The following is a 23,345-nucleotide window of genomic DNA, read 5'->3' on the forward strand; positions in this document are numbered from 1 at the left end:
CCGCCGGACTTTTCTCCTGTCCCGCTCCGCCTCGCCCTACATCCCGCCCGACGGTACCGGCCAGGTCGTCGTGACGAGGACCGGGACCTGCGGGCGTGTTGCAGTTCCGCCGTAAAGCTTTCGCAGAGGGCGGGGTCGTAGCGTCGCCCGACGGGCAGGCGGAACAAGCCGGAATGGGAGCCGCGGGCGGCCCGACGTCCCGAGGCCGGCGACGCGGCTCCGATGGAGAAGTCGAGATGATCGGTAACGGTTACGGGAGGGCCCTGGTCGCCGCGAGCCTCGCGGTGCTGGCCGGCGGGGCGCAGGCCGCGCAATGCGGCAACACCTCGGCCGGGTTCGAGGCCTGGAAGCGCGAATTCGCCGACGAGGCCCGCGGGCGGGCCAGCCCCGCCGCGATCTCGGCGCTGATGGGGACGTCGTACTCCTCCGCCACCATCTCGGCGGATCGCGGCCAGAAGAGCTTCAAGCTCTCCCTCGACCAGTTCATGGCCAAGCGCGGCGCCGCCGCGATCGTCTCCCGTGGCCGGGCGATGAAGCGCTCGCAAGGAGCCCTGTTCGACTCGATCGAGCAGCGCTACGGCGTGCCGCCGGGCCCGCTCCTGGCGATCTGGGGCATGGAGACCGGCTTCGGCGCCGTGAAGGGCAACGTCAACACCCTCTCGGCGGTGGCGACGCTGGCCTACGATTGCCGCCGCTCGGCCTTCTTCACCGACCAGCTCTACGCCGCCCTGACCCTGGTCGACCGCGGCGTGCTGACCCCCGGCACCCGCGGCGCGGCCCACGGCGAGGTCGGCCACACCCAGTTCCTGCCGAAGAACGTGCTGAACTACGGCACGGGCGGCAGCCTCGACAACGCCTCGGTGGCGCTGAACTCGACCGCGAACTTCCTCAAGGCCCATGGCTGGCGCGCCGGGGCCGGCTACCAGCCCGGCGAGCCGAACTTCGCGGCGATCCAGGGCTGGAACGCCGCCTCGGTCTACCAGCGCGCAATCGCGATCATCGGTGCCAGGATCGACGGCGAGTGAGCTAGACAGCACAGCAAGACCTTCGAGAGCAGTGCTCCCGAAGGTCTTCGGATGCGAATTTACTCGGCGAGCGACGACAGTGCGCGCGCCGTCGCCATCCTGTTCTCGACCTCATCCCGAGGTGTCAGTCGATCGACGGTCGACTGGCCTCGAAGGAGGGCTCCAGTGATCGCGGTGGTTCCTGGAGCCCTCCTTCGAGGCCGGCCGATCTTCGCTCGGCCGGCACCTCAGGATGAGGTCGCGATCGGGATGGATTGCCCGACACGCCCCTCGCAAAGGTCTCAGCCCCGCGTCGCGCGGTCGGCCGGGCCGCCGCGCCCGATCCGCGGCAGGTCGCTCGCGCCGGCGCCCGGCACCACGACGAGGCGGCGGACCTCGCCGCGCAGGAAGGCCTGCAGGAAGCGGTCGTAGTTGCGGAACGAGACGCAGCCGTTCGAGGCGCCGCTCGGGCCGAGCATGTAGGTGTGGGCGAGGAGCCCGACGCGGCCGTGGATCGCGCCGCTGCCGCCCACCGGGTTGAGCCGGATCGCCCGCACGCCGTGGAAGAGCGCCTCGCGCTCGGTGAGGTCGTAGGTGCCCGGCGGCGTGGCGCCGCGCATCTTCAGGTGGACGTTGCGGGGGTCGTCCATGTGCGGCCCGAGGCCGGAATGCGCCTCCAGCGACTCGCCGCTCGGCAGCGTCACGACGCGGGCGCTGATGTCGTAGACGGCGATGCCCGGGCTGGCGCTCAGGCGGGGCCGCGGCGTGCTGGCCTCGAGCCCGCCGGGGGCGGCATAGGCGAGGGTCTGGGTCGGGGCCGAGCCCCCTCCCCCGAAGATCCGGTCGAACAGCGACGGCTCCTCGGGCAGGGCGGCCTTGAACACGCTCTCGGTCGAGGCCATGGCCCGGACCGGGCGCCGCGGCGCGCGGGTCGCCAGCACGGTCGGCGTCGGGCGCAGCTCGGGCGGGCGCGGCACGGGAAGGGGGGCGACGGCCAGCGGACCGGGCGCCGCACCGGGGGATTCGGCCAGGGCGAGCGGACCGGGCGCGGGTGCCGCCGGCACGACGGCCGCGCGCAGAGCCGCGACGGTCGGCGCCGCCTCGGCGAGGCGCGCCGTCTCGGGCGGCGGCGGCGTCAGGGCGGCGACGGTCCGGTTCGCCTCCGGGAGGACCTCGCGGGTGAAGCCCGCCGCGTCGTGCCCCAGGGTCGGCAGCGGCGCCAGCATCCAGCCGAGCTCGGCCTGTGCCGCGACCGACCGGGGCAGCGGGGCCTGGGCGACCGGAGACGCAGGAACCGCCGTCTCCGCCACCGCCAGCCGCGCCTCCTCGCGCGGCACCAGACCGGCGGCCGCGCCGATCCCGGCGAGCGCCGCGGCGATACCGATGAGCCGCCGGTTGCGGCGGCGACGGCGGAAGGAGCCCGGGGCGAGGCGACCGGACGAATACGCGACGAGGTCCATGCGGCCTGTACTCGATGGCTTGTCCCGCACGGACCCGCCCGGCCGGCCGCCGGCGCACGGGCGCGCGGCGGGCCGGAGAGTTCGGCCGTTTAGGAAAGGATCAACCTTAAGCCCCCGTATTGAGCGGCCTCTTGGTTAATCCCGGCTAAATGACATCGAGAGAATCCGTAGAATTCATGGCGTCCTGATGGCGCCGGGCACGGGCGCTCCGCCGACGCCCGCGAACGCGGCGCGGGCCGGCACCGACCCACGCGGGAGCGGCGGAGCCGGATGACGTCAGTCCGCGATGACGGCCTTCACCCGGGACGCACGCTCGATCCGTGCGGCTAGACGTGGCGTCGCGACCAGCTCGACCATGCCGAACGCGGTCGGTTCGCCGAACCGTCCCAGCTCTTCCTGAAGATGCTCCCGGATGACGAGCGCCCGGAGGGATTTCAGATCGTTCTCCGTCTTGCGCACCTGCTCGTTGACGAAGGCGGTCCGCTCCTGTTCGGCCTTGGCGATGCGTCCCTTGAAGACAACCATGTAGTGGTTCATCCCCTGTCCGGTCTGCCTGGAACCGGGGAGGCGGGCAGGCTGGACCGCCTGCGGGGAGTTGCGACGAGCCGTCGTCATCAGACGTATCGCGCGATCAAGGCCGAGCGCCGGCCGGTCTTGACGGTTTGCGCGTTCGCCAGAAGGGCTGTCCGCAGCGCCGACGCGGACATGCGGGACCGCGACAGATAAAGCGCCGCTATCCCGGCGACGAAGGGCGCCGCCATGCTGGTGCCGTCGAGAGGGCCGTAGAACGACTGGTTCGCCATATCGCGCTCAAGGCTCGAGTAGATGCCCACGCCGTACCCATAGATATCGGGCTTGCGGGTGCGCGGCGAGGTGCGACTGCCGGAAAAAGGCGCGATGATGCCGTTATGATCCACAGCGCCGACGCCGAGGGCGTTCCGGAAGCCGCCGGGATACCCGAAGCGTCCCGGCCCGTCGTTGCCGATCGCCACGATCGGCAGGACGTTGGCCTGGATGAGCAGATTCAAGACCGCCTCCATGGCGCGCAGGCGCGTCCTGTACTCCTTGAGCGGCACGTTCAGCACCCCGGTCGACGGGAAGCCAAGGGACAGGTTGACGACCGCTGGCTTGATCGCGTTCGCCGGTGCCGTAAATTCTTGCAGCAGCCAGTTCAACCCGTAGACGACCCGGATGAGGCTCGTGCGCGCGGTCTCGCTCTCGATCACCGAGGCAACCATCAGCTCCGCCTCGGGGGCGACCCCGACCGTCGATCCGGCGATGATGCCGCAGACATGGGTTCCGTGGCCGTCGAGATCGAAGCCGCGCACGTCCCGTGGCGGGCTCGCCGGGTTGTTGGGATCGAAGGATACGTAACGGAACGGGATGGTCCTGGCGTGGAACTGCTGGTGGTCGGCGTCGATGCCGGTATCGAGCACGCCGACCAGGACACCGGCCCCCCGCACGTTCTGGCGATGCGCCGTGTCGATGCCGGAGGCTGTCGGCCAGCCCGTCCCGACCGGCATCGACGTCGCGTGCATCAGGCGTGCGCCCGGCGCCCGGAGCCGGGTCGGCAAGGCGAGACTGAAGTTCGTCACGACCTCAAAATCGTCCTGCAGCGCGCCGCGGGCGGCCGCGATCCGCCTCTCGTCCCGGAAGTACGCGGCGGTGAGGCCGAGCGAGGTGAAGCGGGCGAAGACGCCCTGCGTCTCGCTGAGGGGCACCGTCGGCTGGGCGACCAGATCCGAGGTGGCGACCTCCTGAAGACCGAGACGCTCGAGACGGCGGGCTGCCGTCTCCTCGACATGGCCCAGACCCTGCCGCGCCGACGGTGAGGTACGGTAGGCGGCAACTCTCGACGGAGTGACGACGCTGTCCGGATCGAAGGCGGATTTAGGCACCAGCAGCACGCCGGTTCCGTCGCTGCCTGCCGTGAGGATATCGGCCTGGGAGAAAAGGTTCGTCATATCGGGCCATTCGCTTCAAACGAAAACATGCCTGACGGAAACTAAGGAATCTCTTTCGCTTGGGAAGAAATAAACCGATGCGAAAGCATCACATGTCTCAAAAATAATCCGATACTTTGAAAAACACTTTTCTATGAATGGCTATCATCGAGATATGACATACATCGTCTATTATTAATTTATATAATCATTGTATTGAATTTATTATTTTTGATTTTTTCATATGTTATATGATGATTGGCAGACGGAATCCAATGCAGCTGTAATTCGAACAGTGTTCGTCACGACAAGGCCGGCAACACCTTCGCGGCGTTGCCGGCCTTGTAAGATTGCGGGGATTGTCCGGCAGCCGTGGACAGGCGCAGCCCTAGCCTCGTGCCCGGGCATCGCCGCACCAGCGCCGGATCACGGTCTGGCTTGGCCCAGCGCCTCCGCGCGGATTCGGTCGAAGGCGCGGCGTATCACTCCACCGTGACGGACTTCGCCAGGTTGCGCGGCTGGTCGACGTCTTTCCCGAGCACCACGGCGGTGTGGTAGGCGAGGAGCTGCACCGGCACCGCGTAGACGATCGGCGCCACCACCGGGTCGAGGTCGGGCATCATCAGGGTGGCGAGCGTGTCGAGGCCGGCGGCATCGGCGCCGCGCGCGTCGCCGATCAGCACGATCTTCCCGCCGCGGGCCGCGACCTCCTGCATGTTCGAGACGGTCTTCTCGAACGTGGCGTCGTGGGGCGCGATCACGATCACCGGCACCGCGTCGTCGATGAGCGCGATCGGGCCGTGCTTCAGCTCGCCGGCGGCGTAGCCCTCGGCGTGGATGTAGGAGATCTCCTTGAGCTTCAGCGCGCCCTCGAGCGCCATCGGGTAGGCGGTGCCGCGGCCGAGATAGAGCACGTCGCGGGCCTTCGCGATCTCGCGGGCCAGGACCTCGATCTCCTCCTCGCGCTTCAGCGCCTCGGCCATCAGGCCCGGCACCTTGATCAGCGCGTCGACGAGGCGCTTCTCTTCCGGCCCGTCGAGGGTGCCCCGCGACCGGCCCGCCGCGAGCGCCAGGCAGAGCAGCACCGTGAGCTGGCACGAGAACGCCTTGGTGGAGGCCACCCCGATCTCGGGCCCGGCGAGCGTCGGCACCACCGCGGAGGCCTCGCGGGCGATGGTCGAGGTCGGCACGTTGACGACCGCGAGCGTGTGCTGGCCTTGCGCCTTGGCGTAGCGCAGCGAGGCCAGGGTATCGGCGGTCTCGCCCGATTGCGAGATGACGATGGTCAGCCCGCCCTTCTCCAGCGGCGGCTCGCGGTAGCGGGTCTCGGAGGCGACGTCGATCTCGACCGGCAGGCGGGCGATCTTCTCGAACCAGTACTTGGCGACGAGGCCGGCGTAGTAGGCGGTGCCGCAGGCGGTGATCGAGATCCGGCTGAGATTCGCGAAGTCGAAGGGCAGCGCCTCCGGCAGGGCGACCCGGCCGGCGGCGAGGTCGACGTAGTGGGCGAAGGTGCGGCCCACCACCTCCGGCTGGTCGTAGATCTCCTTCGCCATGAAGTGGCGGTAGTTGCCCTTGTCGACCAGGAAGGCCTGCGTGGCGATCTTCTGGCGCGGCCGGGCGACGACGTTGCCGGCGAGGTCGCGGATCTCGGCGCCGTCGCGGGTCAGGATCGTCCAGTCGCCCTCGTCGAGATAGGTGATCTCGTCGGTGAAGGGCGCGAGCGCCAGCGCGTCGGAGCCGAGATAGGTCTCGCCGTCGCCGAAGCCGACCGCGAGCGGCGCGCCGTGGCGGGCGCCGATCAAGAAGTCCTCCTCCCCGGCGAACAGGAAGGCGAGCGCGAAGGCGCCGCGCAGGCGCGGCAGGGCCGCCTCGACGGCGGCGACGGGGCCGAGCCCGGAGCGCATCAGGTGGCTGACGAGCTGGGCCACCACCTCGGTGTCGGTCTCGGTCTCGAAGACGCAGCCCTCGGCCTGGAGCTCGCCCTTCAATTCGCGAAAATTCTCGATGATGCCGTTATGGACCACCGCCAGGCGCTCGGTGGCGTGCGGGTGGGCGTTGGTCTCATTGGGCCGGCCGTGGGTGGCCCAACGGGTGTGGCCGATGCCGATGGCGCCCGAGAGCGGGCTCTGCAGCAGCTTCAACTGGAGGTTCGACAGCTTGCCCTCGGCGCGCCGGCGCTCGAGCCGGCCCGATTCCAGGGTGGCGATGCCGGCCGAGTCGTAGCCGCGGTACTCGAGCCGGCGCAAAGCGTCGACCACCTGTCCCGCCACGGCATTCCGGCCGACGATTCCAACGATCCCGCACATGCTCACAGCCTCAGATGTCGTTCGGCCGCGCGTCCCGGACCGGGACGCACGAGGCCATATGGGGGGCGGTGGAGCAGATTTCCTGCCGGACCGCCCCCGCTACGCTCTGGGGCCGTTCTACCGGACCGGCCGGTCCCGAGGCGAGTCAACTTCCGTAACGGATTGTGACGGCCAAGGTTCGCGGCCCGGCTGCATCGTGCGGCGGCCGGGCGGAGCCTCCGCCCGGCCGAGCCCGTCAGGGCATCATCACGGTGTCGATGACGTGGATCACGCCGTTCGACTGCATCACGTTGCCGATCGTCACCCGGGCGGTGTTGCCCTTGTCGTCGGCGACGAAGAGCCGCTTGCCCTTCTGCATCACCGTCAGGTTGTCGCCCTCGACGGTCTTCAGCTCGGCCTGGCCGCCGCCCTTCTTCACCAGAGCCATCAGGTCCTTGGCCGTGTAGGTGCCGGGCACGACGTGATAGGTCAGGATCTTGGTCAGCGTCGGCTTGTTCTGCGGCTGGACCAGGGACTCGACCGTGCCGGCCGGCAGCTTGGCGAAGGCGGCGTTGGTCGGGGCGAACACCGTGAACGGGCCGGGGCCGGCGAGCGTGTCGACGAGGCCGGCGGCCTTCACGGCGGCGACGAGGGTGGTGTGGTCCTTTGAGTTGACCGCGTTCTCGACGATCGTCTTCGAGGCGTACATCGGCGCGCCGCCGACCATCGGGTTCTTGGCCTGTGCGGCCCCGGCGGTCGCCGCGAGGGCGAGGGCGAGGACCAGGGTGCGGGCGTGGGTCCGGATCGTCATGGGGTTCGTCCCGTCTCTCGTGTCAGCCCCGCTCTCGTCGGGGTCGAGGGCCGGTACGGAGGGCCGGACGAGAAAGTTTCGGGAGCCTCGCGATTTTTTCGTGCGCCCGAGCAGAATGGTTTTTTGGTTCTCGACGGATGGCCATCGTGATTCGATCGGCTCGGCGCGGAGATGCGACCGATCATGGCCGGCCGATCCAAACTGACGGCGACTGCTGAGCAATGCGGGGAATCGGCGGTCCCGGCGAGCGGTCCGGACCGTTCGTGGGCGATCCTGCCGACGCGGTCGGGTTGGAACGGCCCGCGGATCGCCGACGCGTCCGGGGTGAAGGAGACTTCGCGGGTTTGCCGGAGCGGCTCGGCACCCTCCACGGGCCCAGGCCCGGTCATCCGTTCGAGGCGGTCGTGCCGGTGCCCGGCACCGGGCCCATCCACGCCGCCCCCACCGCAATGAGACACCGGCTCGGCATCCGGCGGTGAACCCGAGACCACCCGATCAGGCCACCCCGAGATCCAGCGTCAGGGCGAAGCACGCCCCGTCCGTTCCCGTGACGGTGAGCTCGCCGCCGAGCTGGCGCGACAGGCCGTGGATCACCCGCATGCCGAGGCTGCGGCGGGCGGCGCCCGCGTCGAAGCCCTCCGGCAGGCCGACGCCGTCGTCCGACACGCTCAGGCGCACCCGGCCCTCGTCCCGCGCCTCCGCCTCGACCCGCACCGGGCCGTGGCCGTCCGGGTAGGCGTACTTGATCGCGTTGGTGACGAGCTCGTTGACGAACAGCCCGAGGGGAATCGCGAGGTCGGCCGGGATCGGCATGGCGGGGGCCCGGCAGGTGATGGCGTGGCCGGGGGCGCTCTCGCGCAGCTTCTCGCACAGGCTCTCGAGGAAGCCCGACAGCTCCACCGCCGCGAGGTCGGGCTGGCGCCAGAGCTGGTCGTGGACCTGGGCCACCGCCTCGACCCGCGAGCGGGCATCCGCCAGGGCGTCGCGCGCCTGCAGGTTCTCGGTGGTGCGGGCCTGGAGCGACAGCAGCCCCGCCACGGTGGCGAGGCTGTTCTTGACCCGATGGCTCATCTCGCGGGTCAGCAGCTCCTGCCGGTCGAGGGCGGCCTGGAGCCGAGCCTCCGAGCGCTGGCGCTCGATGGCGCCGCCGAGCAGGTTGGCGAAGCCCTGCATGAAGGCGATGTCGGCCTCGTCGAATTGGCCCTCGCGGGTGTCGTCGACCTCGAGCACGCCGAAATCGCCCTGGCGGTTGCGGATCAGCACGTTCAGCGCCCGGCGCACGCCATGATCCGCCATCAGCTGCGGGGTGCGGAAGCGGCGCTCGTTCTCGAGGTGGTTGGAGATCACCGGCTGCCCGGTCTTGAGAGCGTAGCCGGCCGGCGAGGCGAGGTCGGCCCCGACATGCGCCTGGCCGACGACGTTCGGTCCCCAGCCGACGCCCGCGATGACGAGCAGCGTGTCCTGGCCGGGCTTGTATTCGAGCGCCTTGCAGAACTGGGCCGACATCCCCTCCGCGCACAGCTCGGTCGCCCGCTGCAGCAATTCGCCGAGATCATCGGCGCGCAGCGCCTCGACTCCGAATTCCGACAGGATCTGCTGCTGCTTCAGGCGGTAGTCGAGGTCCGAACGGCTGAGTTCCGCCATCGTGCGTGATCCTGTCCTTTCCCCTGCGACAGAGGCGGGAGCGGTCCTGTCCGGGGCCGTAGCGTGGCCGGTGCCGGCTATGACAGAGGGTTCATGTCTGCGCGGGCGGGTCAAGCGCGCCGATCGATTCGGATCGGGGATGGCGGGCCTGTCGGCGCGGCGCGCGCGTGCCATATGGTGGAGTGCCGTACACAGAGCAGGAGTGCGGATCCGTGCTGCGCCTCGTCGCCTTGGGCATTCTCCTCGCGGCTGCCGTGACGATCCTAGTCGCCGCCCTGCGCCCGCCGGCCCTCCGGGCGCAGGAAGAATCGTATTGCCGCCCTCCCCTCAAGTTCGCCGCCGGCGCCTGCGTCGCCCAATGCCCGGCGGGCTACGAGGATCGTGGCCGCACCTGCGTCTTCCGCAGCCTTTCGCGCTGACGGCTCAGGCCGCCGCCGTCCCGGGGGCGACCGCGGCGTGGACGTCGCCCCAGGCCTTGAGCGCCCGGATCACCGGTTCGAGGCTGCGGCCGCGCTCGGTCAGGCGGTACTCCACCCGGGGCGGCACCTCGGCGTAGACCGTGCGATGGACGAACCCGTCCGCCTCCAGCTCCCTGAGCTGGTTCGTCAGCATGCGCTGGGTCACGTTCGGCATCCGGCGGCGCAGGCCGTTGAAGCGCAGGGACCCGTCGTCCGGCGCCTCCGCCAGCAGGTGGTAGAGGATCACGCCCTTCCACTTGCCGTCGATCAGCTGCAGCGTCGCTTCCACGGCGCAGCCCGGGCTGCAATCCAGGCTGCGGTGCCGGGTGCGGGCCATGACGGTATCCTTTTCGACACTATGGGCGCTTCATGTGCGTTCTTGCGCGGCCGGAGGGTAGCGGTCATCTCGGCTCCAGTCATCCAAGGAGCCCGCTGATGCGCGCCGTCGGTTACCAGACCTCCCTGCCGATCGAGGACGAGGCCGCCCTCCAGGACATCGCCCTGCCCCGCCCCGAGCCGACCGGCCGCGACCTCCTGGTCGAGGTCCGAGCGGTGTCGGTGAACCCCGTCGACACCAAGGTGCGCCGCCGCGCCGCCCCGGAGGCGGGGGCCTGGAAGGTCCTGGGCTGGGACGCCGCCGGCGTCGTCGTGGCGGCCGGCCCCGAGGCGACGCGGTTCCGCCCCGGCGACGCGGTGTTCTATGCCGGGGCCCTGGAGCGCCCCGGCACCAACGCGGAGTTCCACCTCGTCGACGAGCGCATCGTCGGCGGGAAGCCCGCCTCGCTCTCCTTCGCCGAGGCCGCCGCCCTGCCGCTCACGGCGATCACCGCCTGGGAGACGCTGTTCGACCGGCTCGACGTGCGAAAGCCCGTGCCGGGCGCCGCGAACGCGATCCTGATCGTCGGCGGGGCCGGCGGCGTCGGCTCGATCGCGACGCAGCTGGCGCGCCGCCTCACCGACCTCACGGTGATCGCCACCGCGTCGCGACCGGAGACGAAGGACTGGAGCCGGGCGCTCGGCGCCCACCACGTCGTCGACCATGGCGCCGCGCTGGCGCGACAGGTCGCCGATCTCGGGCTCGGCGCCCCGGGCCTGGTCTTCTCGACCACCCACACCGACACGCATCTTCCGGCCATCGCCGAGCTGATGGCGCCGCAGGGTCGCCTCGCGCTGATCGACGACCCCGCGACGCTCGACGTGTCGCTTCTCAAGCGCAAGAGCCTGTCGCTGCACTGGGAGTTCATGTTCACCCGGCCGATGTTCGGCACGGTCGACGTCGCGGCGCAGGGAGCGCTGCTCGACGAGGTCGCCCGGCTCGTCGATCGGGGCGACCTGCGCACCACGCTCGCCGAGCATTTCGGGCCGATCACCGCCGCGAACCTGCGCCGGGCGCACGCGCTCCTGGAAAGCGGCCGGGCGAAGGGGAAGATCGTGCTGGAAGGGTTCGCCTGAGGGGCGCTTCCATCACCCGGAATTCCCTCCCCTCCGCGCTCACCCCGGGGCCGCGAGAGCGGATCCCGGGAAGACCCTGTGGAGCGGGCGACGGGCCCGCGCCTCAGCGCATCACCTGCCGATACGCCCGGTGCGCCTTCGCCCGGGTGTAGTACCGGTGCTTGGCACCGTACCGCGCCCGCACGGCCCGCACCCGGGGCGCGTAGGCCGGCTCGCCGTAATAGCCCGCCGGCGCGTAGCCGTAGCCCGGGTTCTGGTACTGGTAGGCGCGCACCGGCCGCATCGGCGCCTGGATCCCGTCATAGGGACCGTGCCCGGTCCGGGCCCGGTAGGCGGCGCCGGCAAAGTCGCCCGGCGTCGGCGGCGTCCCGGGCTGCGAGAAGGTGGTCTCGGGCCGGTAGGCCGGGCCCCAGCCGATCTCGTCGTCGCCGGCCGGGTCCTTGCCCGGGAAGCCGGTGACGTAGCCAACGCTCTGGGCCGCCGCCGGCAGGGCGGTCGCCAGGGTGGCGAGGCCGGCGAGCAGGCCCGCCGCGAGGATGCGTGCACGCATGGACGTGTCCTTCCTTTCAGGGATCGGGATCAGTAGGGGCGATTGCCGAGGACGTAGTCGGCCGTGCGGTGCGGGCGGTTCAGCGGGCCTTCGCTCACGCCGTCGCCGTAATAGCCGAACCCGGTCGGCCCGAAGCCGCCGCCATTGGTGACGGCGGCGACCGGCACGGCGCGGATCCCCACGAGCCCGCTCGCGCCCACGGGCAGCGGCCCGATGACCGCATCGGGAGACATCTGCAGCACGACGGGGCCGGCCGCTGCGGCGCGGTTGTAGATATCGGGTTCGGCGACAGGCGGGCGCACCCGCACCCCGAGCGGAGTTTGCGCGAAGGCGGGGCCCGACAGGCAGGCCAGGGCGGCGAGCGGCAGGATGAAGCGATGGACCACGCGGAGCATCCTCGTTGGCGGATGCAGGTTAACGCGCGGAAAGCCGCGCCCGGTTCCAGGGCGCGGCGAGCTGTCCAGGCCGTTCTGCCGCGTGAGGGCGGCGCGCCCCCTCGTGTCAGCCCTTGGTGCGGATCACGACCTCGCGCTCGCGCCGGATCCGCTCGCACTCGGCCCAGTAGCCGTTGAGGAGCGCCGGGGTCGAGGAGCAGCGATAGGCGATGTCGGGGCTCGGGGCCGGAACGGGGTCGCGAGCGATGATCGGGTTCGGCGCGCAGGCGGCCGGGAGGGCGGCCGCGGCGGCGAGAACGACGAGCTTCAGCGAGCGACGCATCGGATACCCTGGGGTGGAGCAGAACCTTGGCCGCACCCTGACGCCCCGCCCCGCCCGGATCAACCCGGGGCGCGGCCGAGGCGACGACACGGGGATGCGATTGCGCCTCCCCTGTCGCCCCCCGGCCACAAGCCGCCGGATCAGCCGACCTTCTGCATCGGCACGACGTTGTGCAGGGTGCGGTCGGCGTTGTCGAAGAAGCGGCGGATGTTGCGGGCCGCCTGGCGGATGCGCTGCTCGTTCTCGACCAGCGCGATGCGGACGTACTCGTCGCCGTGCTCGCCGAAACCGATGCCCGGCGCCACCGCCACGTCGGCCTTCTCGACCAGCAGCTTGGAGAATTCGAGGCTGCCGAGACTCCGGAAACGCTCCGGGATCGGCACCCAGGCGAACATCGAAGCGGACGGGACCGGAATGTCCCAGCCGGTCTTCTGGAACGCGTCGACCATCGCGTCGCGGCGGCGGCGATAGGTGGCGCGCATCTCGTGGATGCAGTCCTCCGGGCCGTTCAGCGCCGCGGTGGCGGCGACCTGGATCGGCGTGAAGGCGCCGTAATCGAGGTAGGACTTCACCCGCGTCAGCGCCGCGAGCAGCCGCTCGTTGCCGACCGCGAAGCCCATCCGCCAGCCGGCCATCGAGAAGGTCTTCGACAGCGAGGTGAACTCCACCGCCACGTCGATCGCGCCCGGCACCTGCAGCACGGAGGGCGGCGGGTTGTCGTCGTCGAAATAGACCTCGGCGTAGGCGAGGTCGGAGAGCAGGATCAGCTCGTGCTTCTTCGCGAAGGCGACGAGGTCGCGGTAGAAGTCGAGGGAGGCGACGTAGGCCGTCGGGTTCGACGGATAGCAGACCACCATCGCCACGGGCTTGGGGATCGAGTGCTGCATCGCCCGCTCGGCCGCCGGGAAGAAGGCCGGGGTCGGCTCGGCCGGGACCGAGCGGACCACGCCGCCGGCCATCAGGAAGCCGAAGGCGTGGATCGGGTAGCTCGGGTTGGGCACCAGCACCACGTCGCCCGGCGCCGTGATGGCCTGCGCCATGTTGGCGAAGCCTTCCTTGGAGCCGAGGGTGGCCACAACTTGCGTGTCGGGGTTGAGCGAGACGCCGAAGCGGCGCTGGTAATAATTCGCCTGGGCGCGGCGCAGGCCGGCGATGCCCTTGGAGGCCGAGTAGCGGTCGGTGCGCGGCTTGCCGGCGGTCTCGACCAGCTTCTCGATCACGTGGCGGGGCGCCTCGAGGTCGGGGTTGCCCATGCCGAGGTCGATGATGTCGGCGCCGTTGGCGCGGGCGGCGGCCTTGATCCGGTTGACCTGCTCGAAGACGTAGGGTGGCAGTCGCTTGATGCGGTGAAAATCGGTCATGGCCGGGTCCTGGATCGGCGCCGCCGCTGCGACGCGCGTGTCACATACGCTGTCTAGAGGGGTTTTGGGGCAAGAGGAAGATTCGCCGGGGGGCCGCCGCCCTGGGACTTAAGCCTCACCCGGCGGTGTCGCTCCCCCTTCGTCACCCGGAGCGTCACTCGGCGGGCGGCACCTTGGGCGGGGCCGGCGGCTTGACCGCGCCGCCGACCTTGGCGGCGTCGCGGCCCCGCGCCTCGTTGCGCTGGCGGCTGGCGTCGAGCTCGGCCTCGAGCGCCTTCACGCCGGCGGCCGACTTGGCGCGAGTTTCGCGAGGCGGGGCCGAGACGCCGACGGGCAGGAACTCGCCGCCGCCGCCGCGGCGGGACTTCTCGACGAAGTCGGGCGCGGCGACCTCCTTGGGGCCGAGGCCCGCCGACTTGGCGGCATCGCGGATGCCGGCTCCGTCGAGGACGCAGCCCCCGGCGGACAAGCAGGTGACGACAAGCGCGGCGGCAGCCGCGAGACGGGGCGAAACAGCGGGGAAGACGGGCATGGACGTGCGAGAACCTTGCGCGAGGGCAGCGTGGCGGTGAGGAAACCGGGTCCGGTCATCTGGCGCAACCCGCGGTTTGGGACGATATCTTGTCGGAAAGGCGGCTCGCCGAAGCCGGCCACAATACGGGAGGAGAGTGCGCGTGACGTCTTCTGAACGAGGTGCGGCGCCGACTGCGAAGGTCCCGGTCGCTGAGGTCCCCGTTGCGGACATGGAGGCCCTGTCGCGCAACGCGGGCCTGATGACCGAGCAGTTCAGCCGGGCGCTCGCCGCCTACGCCAAGCCCCTCGAGGAGGGCAAGCCGAACGCGGCGCTCGCCGAGTCGGTGACCGAGGTCGTGCGCACGCTCGGCACCGTGGCGGAGAAGTGGTTCACCGACCCCCAGAAGGCGATGGAGGCCCAGAGCCTGATCGGCGGCCAGTTCCTGGCCCTGTGGGGCTCGACCCTGCAGCGGATGCAGGGCGAGACGGTCACCCCCGTGGCCCTGCCCGATCCCAAGGACAAGCGCTTCGCCGCCCCCGAATGGACGACGAACCCGGTCTTCGACTTCCTGAAGCAGGGCTACCTCATCACCACGCGGTGGGCCGAGATCATGGTCGACGAGGCCGAGGGGCTCGACGACCACACCCGCGCCAAGGCGCAGTTCTACGTCCGCCAGATCTCCGGCGCGATGTCGCCGTCGAACTTCCTCGCGACGAATCCCGAGCTCCTGCGCGAGACCTTCCGGGAGAACGGCGCCAACCTGGTGCGCGGCATGAAGATGCTGGCCGAGGACGTCGAGGCCGGCGGCGGCGAACTGCGCGTGCGCCAGACCGATCCGGGCCAGTTCAAGGTCGGCGTCAACATGGCGAGCACCCCCGGCGAGGTGGTGTTTCGCAACGACCTGATCGAACTGATCCAGTACGCGCCGCAGACCGAGACGGTGCTCAAGCGCCCGCTCCTGATCGTGCCGCCCTGGATCAACAAGTTCTACATTCTCGACCTGAACAAGGACAAGAGCTACATCGGCTGGGCGGTGAGCCAGGGCCTGACGGTGTTCGTCATCTCCTGGGTCAACCCGGATGCGCGCCACGCCTCGAAGGACTTCGAGAGCTACATGCGCGAGGGCGTCTTCGCGGCGCTCGAAGCGATCGAGCAGGCGACGGGCGAACGCCAGGTCTCGGCGGTGGGCTACTGCGTCGGCGGCACGCTGCTCGCCGTGAGCCTGGCCTACATGGCGGCGGTCGGCGACGACCGCATCGCCAGCGCCACCTTCCTGACCACCCAGGTCGACTTCACCCATGCCGGCGACCTCAAGGTCTTCGTCGACGAGGCCCAGATCCGCTCGATCGAGGCCGGCATGAAGGACCGCGGCTACCTCGAAGGCGCCAAGATGGCCAACGCCTTCAACATGCTGCGACCCAACGACCTGATCTGGCCCTACGTCGTCAACAACTACCTGAAGGGCAAGGCGCCGCTGCCCTTCGATCTCCTGTACTGGAACTCCGACGCGACCCGGATGCCGGCCGCCAACCACTCGTTCTACCTGCGCAACTGCTACCTCGACAACAAGCTGTCGCGCGGCGAGATGGTGCTCGGCAACGTGCGCCTCGACCTCGGCAAGGTGACCGCGCCCGTCTTCAACCTCGCGACCCGCGAGGACCACATCGCCCCGGCCCTCTCGGTGTTCGAGGGCTGCCGCGCCTTCGGCGGGACCGTCGACTACGTGCTGGCGGGCTCGGGCCACATCGCCGGCGTGGTCAACCCGCCGGCCAAGCCCAAGTACCAGTACTGGACCGGCGGCCCGGCCTACGGCTCGCTCCAGGACTGGATCGCGGCGGCGACCGAGCATCCGGGCTCGTGGTGGCCCTACTGGCTCTCCTGGCTCGAGCACCAGAACAACGAGCGGGTGCCGGCGCGCCAGCCCGGCGGCGGGGTGCTGCCCTCGCTCGGGGCGGCGCCGGGGACCTACGTGCTCGAAAAGGCGTGAAACGAGAAAGGCCCCCGGGAGATCCTCCCGGGGGCCTTTCTCGTGCCGGTGGTTGGGCTTCAGTACTTGCGCACCAGCGGCACCGGGATCGGCGCCGGGGCCGGCGGGTTGTCCCAGCGGTACTTCAGGCCGACCGAGACGATGTCGGCGCTGGCGTCGGTGGTGGCCAGGAAGGCCAGCGGTGCGGTGTAGAGCGGCTCGCCCGGCACCAGCGCGATCCGGTTGCGGCCGGCGGCGAACAGGTGCTGGTAGGAGACGTCGAACTGGATCTTCTCGCTGTAGCGGTAGCTGGCGCCGACCGAGGCGAAGTAGCGGTCGCCGTCGGGCAGGCGGGTCGAGCGGTTCGAGTTGTCGATCGGCGACTGCTCGTAGGCGACGCCGACGCGGCCGGTCCATTGCGGGGTGAAGTCGTACTCGGCGCCGAGCGAGTAGTAGAAGCCGTTCTTGTAGTTGAGCGGCAGGGCCGTCACCGGCCGGCCGAGCGCCACCGAGACGATCGCCGGCGAGCCGATGCGGGTCCAGTTGTCCCACTCGAAGCCGAAGTTCAGGCGGAAGTCCCGGGTGATCGCCTGGGTCAGGCCGACCGAGACCTTCTCGGGGGTGTTGAGGCTGGCGCGGACCTGGCCGATGCCGAAGGCCGAGCCCTCGATCCGGTGGTTGATCGACGAGCGGTAGCCGACGCCGACCGTGGTCCCCTCCGAGAGCCGCGCCACCACGCCGGCGGTGAAGCCCCAGGCCCAGTCGTCGCCCTTGAGGAAGGCGGAGTTCGCCAGCGGCGTGATGCCGGTGGCCTGGCGCAGGGTGAGCTTGAAGTATTCCAGCACCGGGCCGGCCGCGACCGACAGCCAGTCGTTGACCTTGTAGCCGATCACCGGGTTGAAGTTCAGGGTGAAGATCTTGGACGAGCGGCTGTAGGTCTGTCCGGCCCAGACCTGGTTCGGCTTGGTGATGAGGCCGAACGGCGCGGCGCCGGACAGGCCGAGATAGAGCCGGTCGTTGATCTGGTAGTTCGAGTACGTCGCCGGCAGTACCGCCGCCTGGCCGATATCGCCCGACTCGCCGAGCCCGATCAGCGGCGGGAAGGTGCCGGTGGTCGGCGTGATCCGGGCCGAGGGGGCGACCAGGGTGGCGTTGAAGTCCGAGTTCCAGCCCGGCTTCATCGTGACGACGGCCGGGTTCCAGAACATCGACGACAGGCCGCCGGAGCCGGCGGCGGCACCCGCGAAGGCGAGGCCCATCGCCTGGGCGCTCTGCTCGCGCAGGCCGAACGCCCCCGCCTGCGCGGCCCCGCTGGCCCCCGCCAGCAGCGCCACCGAGGCACCGGCCAGCAGCGCCGTCCTCCCCAAACCCGTCATGACGTTACCTCGACCCCGAATTCCGACGTGCCGCGCGGCTTCATGACGCCCGCGGCTTGGGCGAAATGATGCGGCAGCAGGCAGGGGCCGCGCAATCCCGATGAGGCCGGGGTCGGCGCGAGTTCCTGCAAGGAAAGGTCTCGGGATCGGCGAAACAAATCGCGACGACGAATGATATTTCTGGGAATTTATTCGAAAATCGATACGTCTTCGTGTATAGATCGCGTCGATCGGACCGGCCCGTTCCGAGGCCTCTGACACGATTTCGACGCAGATGTGACGAAACTGCAACGGGGCCGTGCCGCGGACGCGGGCGTATCGGCTTGCGGCGGCGGCGCACCGGCGCCAATGTCCCGGCCCGACGGGCCTTCAGGCTTGGATGGACAGGGGGAGACGGCCGATGAAGCTTGTGCGCTGGGGCGAGAGCGGGGCGGAGAAGCCGGGCCTGATCGACGCCGCGGGGGCGATCCGCGACCTGTCGGGCGTGGTCCGCGACATCGCCGGCCCCTTCCTCGCCGCCGACACCCTGGCGAACCTGGGCCGGATCGATCCGGCGACCCTGCCGGAGGTGCCGGCCGGCACGCGCCTCGGCGCCTGCGTCGGCCAGGTGCGCAACTTCATCGCCATCGGCCTCAACTATGCCGACCACGCCGCCGAGACCGGCGCGGCGATTCCCGCCGAGCCGATCCTGTTCAACAAGGCGCCGTCCTGCATCGTCGGCCCGAACGACACCGTGATCCTGCCCAAGGGCTCGGCCAAGACCGACTGGGAGGTCGAGCTCGCCATCGTCATCGGCAAGCGGGCCTCCTACGTCCACGCCAACGAGGCGCTCGACTACGTCGCGGGCTACTGCGTCTGCCACGACGTCTCCGAGCGCGAGTTCCAGCTCGAGCGCGGCGGCACCTGGACCAAGGGCAAGGGCTGCCCGACCTTCGGGCCCCTCGGGCCCTGGCTCGTCACCCCCGACGAGGTCGGGGACGTGCAGAACCTCGACATGTGGCTCGACGTGAACGGCGAGCGGATGCAGACCGGCTCGACCCGCACGATGATCTTCGACGTGCGCCAGATCGTCTCCTACCTGTCGCACTTCATGCTGCTCGAGCCCGGCGACGTCATCACCACCGGCACGCCGCCCGGCGTCGGCATGGGCATGAAGCCGCCGCGCTACCTCAAGTCCGGCGACGTCGTGACCCTCGGCATCGCCGGCCTCGGCGAGCAGCGCCAGGCCGTCGTCGCCTTCGACGACTGGACCGCCAAGGTCGCGGCCGGCGAGCCGACCAACTGACCGTGACCGGGCCCGCGGCGCCGCCGCGGGTCCCTGCCCCCCGAAGGACCGCACCCGTGAACGTCCTCGTCGTCGACGACCATCCGATCGTGCTGCAGGGCTGCCGCCGCGTGCTGGAGGATGCCGGCGTCGAGACCGTGCACGAGGCCACCGGCATCGCCGCCGGCTATCGCCGCTTCCGCCGCCACCGCCCGGACCTCGTGGTCGCCGACCTGACCTTCCAGGGCGCCGCGCTCAGCGGCCTCGCGCTGATCCGGCGGATCCGCTCGGTGGCGCCCGAGACCCGCATCCTGGTCTTCAGCATGCACGACGATCCGGAGATCGCCGTCCGGGCGATCGAGAGCGGGGCGACCGGCTACGTCCTCAAGGATACGGCGTCGATGGAGCTGCACATCGCCTTCGAGCGGGTGCGCGACGGCGGCACCTACGTGGCGCCCTCCCTCGCCGCCGAGGTCGACCGGCTGCGCCGCGAGGCGCCGGCCGCCCCGCCCCTCACCCCGCGCGAACGGCAAATCCTCGAGCGGCTCGGCGCCGGGCGCTCGCACGGGGCGATCGCCGAGGAACTGGGCCTGAGCTACAAGACCGTCGCCAATGCCTGCACGCAGCTGCGCCGCAAGCTCGGCGCTCGCACCCTCGCCGATCTGATCCGCATCGGCCTGCGTGCCGCGCGCGCACCCTGAGACGGAGGTTCCCGCCCGCGGGAGATGCGGCAAGCGGGGGCCCGGGGGCGAGAACCTTGGCCGCAAGGTGGCGTCGGCCATGGCCACGCTCGATCCTCGGTCGATGAGTGAAAACTGTTAACGTTCGTAAACCCGCCCGGTTCCCGTAATCGCTCGGTACGAATATACGCAAAGTATTCTCGATTTTGACTGTTCCATAATGTCGCCTCGTTCGGTTCTATGTTGCGCCGCGTCAAGCAACAAGAACGGGAATGCGAAATGGTTTCGAAGGCAAAGCTGGCGATCGTCGGTCTCGCTCTCGCGGGTGCCGCCGGGGTGACGTTACAAGCCAGCACGCCCGCCGAAGCCCAGTCCGGTCGTGCCTCCTGGTACGGTCCCGGATTTCAGGGCCGGCGCACTGCCAACGGCGAGCGCTTCAACACGCACGCCCTCACGGCGGCTCACCGCCGCCTCCCCTTCGGCACCCGGGTCCGGGTGACCAACACGTCGAACGGCCGCTCCGTCGTGGTCCGCATCAACGACCGCGGCCCGTATGTCGGCGGCCGGGTGATCGACCTGTCCCAGGCCTCGGCCCGCGCGATCGGGATCTCGGGCGTCGCCCGGGTGCAGCTCAGCCGCCTGTGAGCGGTCCTCCCGTCCGTCACCGGGCGGTTCCGGCGGGTTCCGCCGTGCCGTCGTCTTGACGCGGGGCGATTCAGCGACAGACGAGGGCCGCGCCGGTCTCGGCCGCGCGGTCCTCGTCTGTCGCGACATCTCGCGAGCGACCTAGCGTCAGGTTGCCTGCGCCCGCAGGAATGCTATGGGACGCCACCGGTAGGGGCACGCGCCCATGGCCGGGACCGTCCGCCCGTGACCGCCCTCCCCCTCGCTCCCCCCGGAGATCATCCGTGCTCCTGCGCTCCACCCTCCTCCTCGTCCTCACGACGGGCGCGGCCCTCGCCGAACCCGTCGTGGTCGACCGCGCGGTGCTCAAGCAGTACTGCACCGGCGACTACCTGACCTATTGCGGGAACTTCGCGCCGGACGGTCCCGAGGTGCAGGCCTGCTTCCGCCAGAACAAGGCGAAGCTGTCGCAGAACTGCCAGGCCGCGATCACCAGCTACATGAAGGCGCAGCGCAAGGGCTGAGCCGCACGAGCCGGCCCGCACTCGTCCGGCCGGCACCGCCCACGGCCGGGGCGAAGACCGTCGACGCGCTTTGGCGTGATGCCCCCGCCATCCCGGACCCCGTGAAGGACGCCTCCCCTCCGGTCTCCTCCCGGAGAGCGGACCCTCCCGCGGACGGCCGAATCCTCCGAGCCGTCCCGGCGCCGCGCCAGCGGGCCCGGAAGGACGTCCGGAGAGCGCTCCATCGGCGTTCAGCCGATATAGGCCCCCGCCCCCTCGAACGTCACCCCGGCGAAATCCCCCCGGCGCCAGCGCAGGCGGACCTCGACCGTGCGCAGTTCGTGGGCGGCGATCACGAGCGGAAACGTCTCCGGCAGGGCGAAACGGGCGGGCACGCGCAGCCGCGCGCCGGCGGCCGAGAGGTCGGCGATCTCGCACGTCACGAGCCGGTCGGGGCCGAGGACGATCCGTCCCTGCTGGATCACGCGGTGGCGCCGGCCCGCGCGGGGGATCGGCTCGGATCCGCGACCGTCATCGAGTTTCGGCAGGTGAGGTCCGGGGCGATCGGTCTCCGGTCGGTCGGCCATGGTCTCCCCGCTTCCGGGCCGCGACGCCCCTCCGCCACGCTTACGGCGTTCCGGCCGCGGCGCAAAGCCGGGACGCGCCCGGCCGCGCGCGTTAACCGGTCATAAAGCCTGTTCCTTCATGTCTCGTTAGCCATCCACCATCCGATCGATCCCGGCCATGCCCGCAGCCCCGGCCACATCCCAGCGTCCCGCCCCCGACGGGGGTGCTCCCAAGGGGGGCGCCCCCAGGCGTCCGGCGCTCGAGCGTCCCGCGCCGCCGAGCCCGATCGCGGGCTTGATCGCCCGCCGCCGGGCCCGGGAAGCCGCGGCCGAGCGGGGCGTGTTCGGCGCCGCCATCCTGCTGGCGCTCACCGCGACGGGCTTTGCCGGCTACACCCTGTCCCAGCCGGCGCGGCCCTACGACGTGCGCGAGGTGCTGCCGGCGAGCGCCGGGCCGTTCACCTGGCGGCGGATCGCGACGCCCGCCGCCCAGCCCGAGATCGACCTCGACCCGGTGATCACCGGCTCGCTGCCGGACGCCCCACCGATCCCGTCCTCCCCCGCCGCCCCGGCCCAGGGCCCGGGCCTCGTCGTGCCGGCGGCTCCGCCGCCATCCGGCTTCGTCCTGCGCCGGGCCGGCGCCGGCCAGGCCGTGGTGGAGGGGCGCGACGGCCTGCACCAGATCGCCGTCGGCTCGGTGCTGCCGGGGGGCGGCCGGGTGCTGTCGATCCGCAGCACCGGCGCCGGCTGGATCGTCATCACCACCGAGACCATCATCGGGCCGACCCCGCTGTGAGCGCGGCGCGGCGAGCCTTCGGCCGGGTGGCAAGCCCCGAGCAAGCGTGTCCGCCTAGAGCGGAGGCCTCATCGGGGCTTCGTGCCGCTGCGGCCGGCCACCCCGCCCACCGGGCCGACGGGCCGGAGAGCTGATCCGTGACGACTCTCACGAGCTACATGCTGCTGTCGCGAAATCTCGCGACCTCGCTGCAGCGCAAGGGCGCGGAGCCGATCGTGGCCCGCGACACCGCCTATTACCAGGCCAACATCGGCAAGGTGAAGTCGATCGACGACTTCATGGCCGATACCCGCCTCTACAACTACGCCGTCAAGGCCTTCGGCCTCGAGGAGATGGGCTACGCCAAGGCGTTCATGCGCAAGGTCCTGACCGAGGGCACGGATTCCTCCGCCGCCTTCGCCAACCGTCTGGCCGACGACCGCTACGTCGCCTTCGCCAAGGCCTTCGACTTCGCGCCCGGCCCCTCGGCGGCCGGCATCGACGGGGTGTTGAAGGAAGGCCAGGCGCCGGTCCCGGCGGTCGCCGCCCGGCTCTCCCTGCCGGGCGCGCTCGCCACGACCTACGACTTCTCCGGCACCAACGAGGCGCGCTTCACGCTCTCGTCCCAGGTCGACGCGGGAACGACGAAGTCCGCCACCATCGTGCTCAACCGGGCCGCCCTCGCCGGCAAGGTCGCCGACCTCGCCAACGTCACCCCGACCGAGCTCGGCCAGGCGATCAGCGCCCAGATCGGCGCCTCGGGCGCCGACGGGCTGATGGGCAAGGTGCAGGTCGGCATCGGCGTCAACGGCAATCTGTTCTTCGAGACCACCGACTACACCGATTACGGCTTCGACGGGGCGCCGGGCGGCGACGGCGTCAACGCCGACACGATCTACGCCGCGGGCGGCACCGTCCGCACCCTGAGCGTCACCAACGCGCCTCTGTCCGGCACCGGCCAGGATGCGGTCGACATCGGCAACGGCACCGACCTGCCGCCGGGCGCCAACGTCCAGGCGGTGGTCGATGCCTACCTGCAGCAGAGCCTCGAAGGGGATGCCGGCGCCCAGGATACCGGCGTGCGCCTCGCCCTCTACTTCGCCCGCAAGGCGCCGGGCCTCAACAGCGGCTACGACATCCTGAGCGACCCCGCCCTGACCCAGGTCGTCAACACGGTGATCGGCCTGCCGGCGACGAGCAGCGCCACCACCACCGACGCCCTGACGGTGCGGGCGAACCTCATCTCCTCGAAGGTCGACTTCGCGAGCTTCCAGGATCCGGCCAAGGTCGAGGCCTTCGCCCGCCGCTTCGCGGCGATCTGGGACGCGCAGAACAACACCGCCACGGACCCGATCCTGACCCTGTTCAGCAACGGCCAGGGGTAGGGCG

24 protein-coding genes and 1 pseudogene are annotated in these 23,345 nt (G+C 70.6%); 11 read left to right on the forward strand and 14 right to left on the reverse strand.

Features of this window, described 5'->3' with window-relative positions:
* Nucleotides 1-236: 236 nt before the first annotated feature.
* Nucleotides 237-1,025, forward strand: coding sequence for a lytic murein transglycosylase (locus BMX97_RS02210; protein WP_060846457.1), 789 nt, complete (start codon nt 237-239; stop codon nt 1,023-1,025).
* 281 nt (nt 1,026-1,306) lie between these two features.
* Here the strand turns inward: BMX97_RS02210 and BMX97_RS02215 are convergent, their stop codons facing one another.
* The 6 genes from BMX97_RS02215 to BMX97_RS02240 all read right to left on the reverse strand — a co-directional run bounded on the left by BMX97_RS02215 (nt 1,307) and on the right by BMX97_RS02240 (nt 9,150).
* On the reverse strand, nt 1,307-2,464 hold the full coding sequence (locus BMX97_RS02215) for a tlde1 domain-containing protein (RefSeq protein ID WP_091744939.1): 1,158 nt from the start codon (nt 2,462-2,464) through the stop codon (nt 1,307-1,309).
* A 276-nt stretch (nt 2,465-2,740) separates the two neighbouring features.
* A complete protein-coding gene (locus BMX97_RS02220) occupies nt 2,741-3,001 on the reverse strand; it encodes a hypothetical protein (protein ID WP_091744941.1) in 261 nt (86 codons plus the stop codon).
* A gap of 77 nt (nt 3,002-3,078) precedes the next feature.
* A complete protein-coding gene (locus BMX97_RS02225; protein WP_091744943.1) occupies nt 3,079-4,428 on the reverse strand; it encodes a S8 family peptidase in 1,350 nt (449 codons plus the stop codon).
* A gap of 461 nt (nt 4,429-4,889) precedes the next feature.
* Nucleotides 4,890-6,716 carry a glutamine--fructose-6-phosphate transaminase (isomerizing) gene (gene glmS, locus BMX97_RS02230; protein ID WP_091744945.1) on the reverse strand — a complete coding sequence of 609 codons (1,827 nt, stop codon included), beginning with the start codon at nt 6,714-6,716 and terminating at the stop codon, nt 4,890-4,892.
* A 235-nt stretch (nt 6,717-6,951) separates the two neighbouring features.
* The gene (locus BMX97_RS02235) at nt 6,952-7,506 is read right to left on the reverse strand and encodes a fasciclin domain-containing protein (RefSeq protein ID WP_091744947.1); all 555 of its coding nucleotides are present in this window, start codon (nt 7,504-7,506) and stop codon (nt 6,952-6,954) included.
* 495 nt (nt 7,507-8,001) lie between these two features.
* A complete protein-coding gene (locus BMX97_RS02240) occupies nt 8,002-9,150 on the reverse strand; it encodes a sensor histidine kinase (RefSeq protein WP_091744949.1) in 1,149 nt (382 codons plus the stop codon).
* A 212-nt stretch (nt 9,151-9,362) separates the two neighbouring features.
* Here BMX97_RS02240 and BMX97_RS02245 point away from each other — a divergent pair, with 212 nt between their 5' ends.
* A complete protein-coding gene (locus BMX97_RS02245; RefSeq protein WP_091744951.1) occupies nt 9,363-9,569 on the forward strand; it encodes a hypothetical protein in 207 nt (68 codons plus the stop codon).
* Between the two features lie 4 nt (nt 9,570-9,573).
* Here BMX97_RS02245 and BMX97_RS02250 read toward each other — a convergent pair whose 3' ends face one another.
* Entirely contained in the window at nt 9,574-9,945 is a 372-nt protein-coding gene (locus BMX97_RS02250) for a winged helix-turn-helix transcriptional regulator (protein WP_091744953.1), read from the reverse strand.
* 98 nt (nt 9,946-10,043) lie between these two features.
* Here BMX97_RS02250 and BMX97_RS02255 point away from each other — a divergent pair, with 98 nt between their 5' ends.
* Nucleotides 10,044-11,060, forward strand: coding sequence for a zinc-binding alcohol dehydrogenase family protein (locus BMX97_RS02255; RefSeq protein WP_091744955.1), 1,017 nt, complete (start codon nt 10,044-10,046; stop codon nt 11,058-11,060).
* 103 nt (nt 11,061-11,163) lie between these two features.
* On the opposite strand, the gene BMX97_RS33480 is transcribed toward BMX97_RS02255, so the two are convergent.
* The 5 genes from BMX97_RS33480 to BMX97_RS02280 form a co-directional block, all read right to left on the reverse strand.
* Nucleotides 11,164-11,610 (reverse strand): hypothetical protein, encoded by a 447-nt coding sequence (locus BMX97_RS33480; RefSeq protein WP_244538233.1) that lies wholly within the window; start codon nt 11,608-11,610, stop codon nt 11,164-11,166.
* 29 nt (nt 11,611-11,639) lie between these two features.
* Entirely contained in the window at nt 11,640-11,996 is a 357-nt protein-coding gene (locus BMX97_RS02265) for a hypothetical protein (RefSeq protein ID WP_244538234.1), read from the reverse strand.
* A 115-nt stretch (nt 11,997-12,111) separates the two neighbouring features.
* Nucleotides 12,112-12,327, reverse strand: coding sequence for a hypothetical protein (locus tag BMX97_RS02270; RefSeq protein WP_060846100.1), 216 nt, complete (start codon nt 12,325-12,327; stop codon nt 12,112-12,114).
* A gap of 140 nt (nt 12,328-12,467) precedes the next feature.
* On the reverse strand, nt 12,468-13,688 hold the full coding sequence (locus BMX97_RS02275; RefSeq protein ID WP_091744960.1) for an LL-diaminopimelate aminotransferase: 1,221 nt from the start codon (nt 13,686-13,688) through the stop codon (nt 12,468-12,470).
* Between the two features lie 154 nt (nt 13,689-13,842).
* Nucleotides 13,843-14,220 (reverse strand): hypothetical protein, encoded by a 378-nt coding sequence (locus BMX97_RS02280; RefSeq protein WP_091744962.1) that lies wholly within the window; start codon nt 14,218-14,220, stop codon nt 13,843-13,845.
* A gap of 211 nt (nt 14,221-14,431) precedes the next feature.
* Here BMX97_RS02280 and phaC point away from each other — a divergent pair, with 211 nt between their 5' ends.
* Entirely contained in the window at nt 14,432-16,189 is a 1,758-nt protein-coding gene (gene phaC, locus BMX97_RS02285) for a class I poly(R)-hydroxyalkanoic acid synthase (protein ID WP_091744964.1), read from the forward strand.
* A 59-nt stretch (nt 16,190-16,248) separates the two neighbouring features.
* Here phaC and BMX97_RS02290 read toward each other — a convergent pair whose 3' ends face one another.
* Nucleotides 16,249-17,544 carry an OmpP1/FadL family transporter gene (locus BMX97_RS02290; protein ID WP_091744966.1) on the reverse strand — a complete coding sequence of 432 codons (1,296 nt, stop codon included), beginning with the start codon at nt 17,542-17,544 and terminating at the stop codon, nt 16,249-16,251.
* Nucleotides 17,545-17,944: 400 nt separating this feature from the next.
* On the opposite strand from BMX97_RS02290, the gene BMX97_RS02295 reads away from it, so the two are divergent.
* The 4 genes from BMX97_RS02295 to BMX97_RS02310 all read left to right on the forward strand — a co-directional run bounded on the left by BMX97_RS02295 (nt 17,945) and on the right by BMX97_RS02310 (nt 20,636).
* Nucleotides 17,945-18,829, forward strand: a complete 885-nt coding sequence (locus tag BMX97_RS02295) for a fumarylacetoacetate hydrolase family protein (protein ID WP_091744968.1) — start codon at nt 17,945-17,947, stop codon at nt 18,827-18,829.
* A gap of 56 nt (nt 18,830-18,885) precedes the next feature.
* Nucleotides 18,886-19,509, forward strand: coding sequence for a response regulator (locus tag BMX97_RS02300; protein WP_091744970.1), 624 nt, complete (start codon nt 18,886-18,888; stop codon nt 19,507-19,509).
* A 258-nt stretch (nt 19,510-19,767) separates the two neighbouring features.
* A complete protein-coding gene (locus BMX97_RS02305; protein ID WP_060846107.1) occupies nt 19,768-20,133 on the forward strand; it encodes a septal ring lytic transglycosylase RlpA family protein in 366 nt (121 codons plus the stop codon).
* 263 nt (nt 20,134-20,396) lie between these two features.
* Entirely contained in the window at nt 20,397-20,636 is a 240-nt protein-coding gene (locus BMX97_RS02310) for a hypothetical protein (protein ID WP_060846109.1), read from the forward strand.
* Between the two features lie 230 nt (nt 20,637-20,866).
* On the opposite strand, the gene BMX97_RS02315 is transcribed toward BMX97_RS02310, so the two are convergent.
* Nucleotides 20,867-21,100, reverse strand: a complete 234-nt coding sequence (locus BMX97_RS02315; protein WP_244538235.1) for a PilZ domain-containing protein — start codon at nt 21,098-21,100, stop codon at nt 20,867-20,869.
* A gap of 376 nt (nt 21,101-21,476) precedes the next feature.
* Between BMX97_RS02315 and BMX97_RS02320 the strand changes: the two genes are divergently transcribed.
* The 3 genes and pseudogenes from BMX97_RS02320 (at nt 21,477) to BMX97_RS34320 (ending at nt 23,341) form a co-directional block, all read left to right on the forward strand.
* A complete protein-coding gene (locus tag BMX97_RS02320; protein WP_244538236.1) occupies nt 21,477-21,977 on the forward strand; it encodes a hypothetical protein in 501 nt (166 codons plus the stop codon).
* 158 nt (nt 21,978-22,135) lie between these two features.
* Nucleotides 22,136-22,630 (forward strand): annotated as a pseudogene (locus BMX97_RS34315) (DUF1217 domain-containing protein); the annotation flags it as partial.
* Nucleotides 22,631-22,732: 102 nt separating this feature from the next.
* Entirely contained in the window at nt 22,733-23,341 is a 609-nt protein-coding gene (locus tag BMX97_RS34320) for a DUF1217 domain-containing protein (RefSeq protein ID WP_348273108.1), read from the forward strand.
* Nucleotides 23,342-23,345: the final 4 nt, after the last annotated feature.

The organism is Methylobacterium sp. ap11, assembly GCF_900110515.1.
GTDB classification, from domain to species: domain Bacteria; phylum Pseudomonadota; class Alphaproteobacteria; order Rhizobiales; family Beijerinckiaceae; genus Methylobacterium; species Methylobacterium ajmalii.

Excerpts from the sequence above, each read along its gene's own strand:
- BMX97_RS02210 (WP_060846457.1), top strand. The coding sequence starts at position 237 with ATGATCGGTAACGGTTACGGGAGGGCCCTGGTCGCCGCGAGCCTCGCG.
- BMX97_RS02215 (WP_091744939.1), bottom strand. The coding sequence starts at position 2,464 with ATGGACCTCGTCGCGTATTCGTCCGGTCGCCTCGCCCCGGGCTCCTTC.
- BMX97_RS02220 (WP_091744941.1), bottom strand. The coding sequence starts at position 3,001 with ATGAACCACTACATGGTTGTCTTCAAGGGACGCATCGCCAAGGCCGAA.
- BMX97_RS02225 (WP_091744943.1), bottom strand. The coding sequence starts at position 4,428 with ATGACGAACCTTTTCTCCCAGGCCGATATCCTCACGGCAGGCAGCGAC.
- glmS (WP_091744945.1), bottom strand. The coding sequence starts at position 6,716 with ATGTGCGGGATCGTTGGAATCGTCGGCCGGAATGCCGTGGCGGGACAG.
- BMX97_RS02235 (WP_091744947.1), bottom strand. The coding sequence starts at position 7,506 with ATGACGATCCGGACCCACGCCCGCACCCTGGTCCTCGCCCTCGCCCTC.
- BMX97_RS02240 (WP_091744949.1), bottom strand. The coding sequence starts at position 9,150 with ATGGCGGAACTCAGCCGTTCGGACCTCGACTACCGCCTGAAGCAGCAG.
- BMX97_RS02250 (WP_091744953.1), bottom strand. The coding sequence starts at position 9,945 with ATGGCCCGCACCCGGCACCGCAGCCTGGATTGCAGCCCGGGCTGCGCC.
- BMX97_RS02255 (WP_091744955.1), top strand. The coding sequence starts at position 10,044 with ATGCGCGCCGTCGGTTACCAGACCTCCCTGCCGATCGAGGACGAGGCC.
- BMX97_RS33480 (WP_244538233.1), bottom strand. The coding sequence starts at position 11,610 with ATGCGTGCACGCATCCTCGCGGCGGGCCTGCTCGCCGGCCTCGCCACC.
- BMX97_RS02270 (WP_060846100.1), bottom strand. The coding sequence starts at position 12,327 with ATGCGTCGCTCGCTGAAGCTCGTCGTTCTCGCCGCCGCGGCCGCCCTC.
- BMX97_RS02275 (WP_091744960.1), bottom strand. The coding sequence starts at position 13,688 with ATGACCGATTTTCACCGCATCAAGCGACTGCCACCCTACGTCTTCGAG.
- BMX97_RS02280 (WP_091744962.1), bottom strand. The coding sequence starts at position 14,220 with ATGCCCGTCTTCCCCGCTGTTTCGCCCCGTCTCGCGGCTGCCGCCGCG.
- phaC (WP_091744964.1), top strand. The coding sequence starts at position 14,432 with ATGGAGGCCCTGTCGCGCAACGCGGGCCTGATGACCGAGCAGTTCAGC.
- BMX97_RS02290 (WP_091744966.1), bottom strand. The coding sequence starts at position 17,544 with ATGACGGGTTTGGGGAGGACGGCGCTGCTGGCCGGTGCCTCGGTGGCG.
- BMX97_RS02295 (WP_091744968.1), top strand. The coding sequence starts at position 17,945 with ATGAAGCTTGTGCGCTGGGGCGAGAGCGGGGCGGAGAAGCCGGGCCTG.
- BMX97_RS02305 (WP_060846107.1), top strand. The coding sequence starts at position 19,768 with ATGGTTTCGAAGGCAAAGCTGGCGATCGTCGGTCTCGCTCTCGCGGGT.
- BMX97_RS34320 (WP_348273108.1), top strand. The coding sequence starts at position 22,733 with ATGGGCAAGGTGCAGGTCGGCATCGGCGTCAACGGCAATCTGTTCTTC.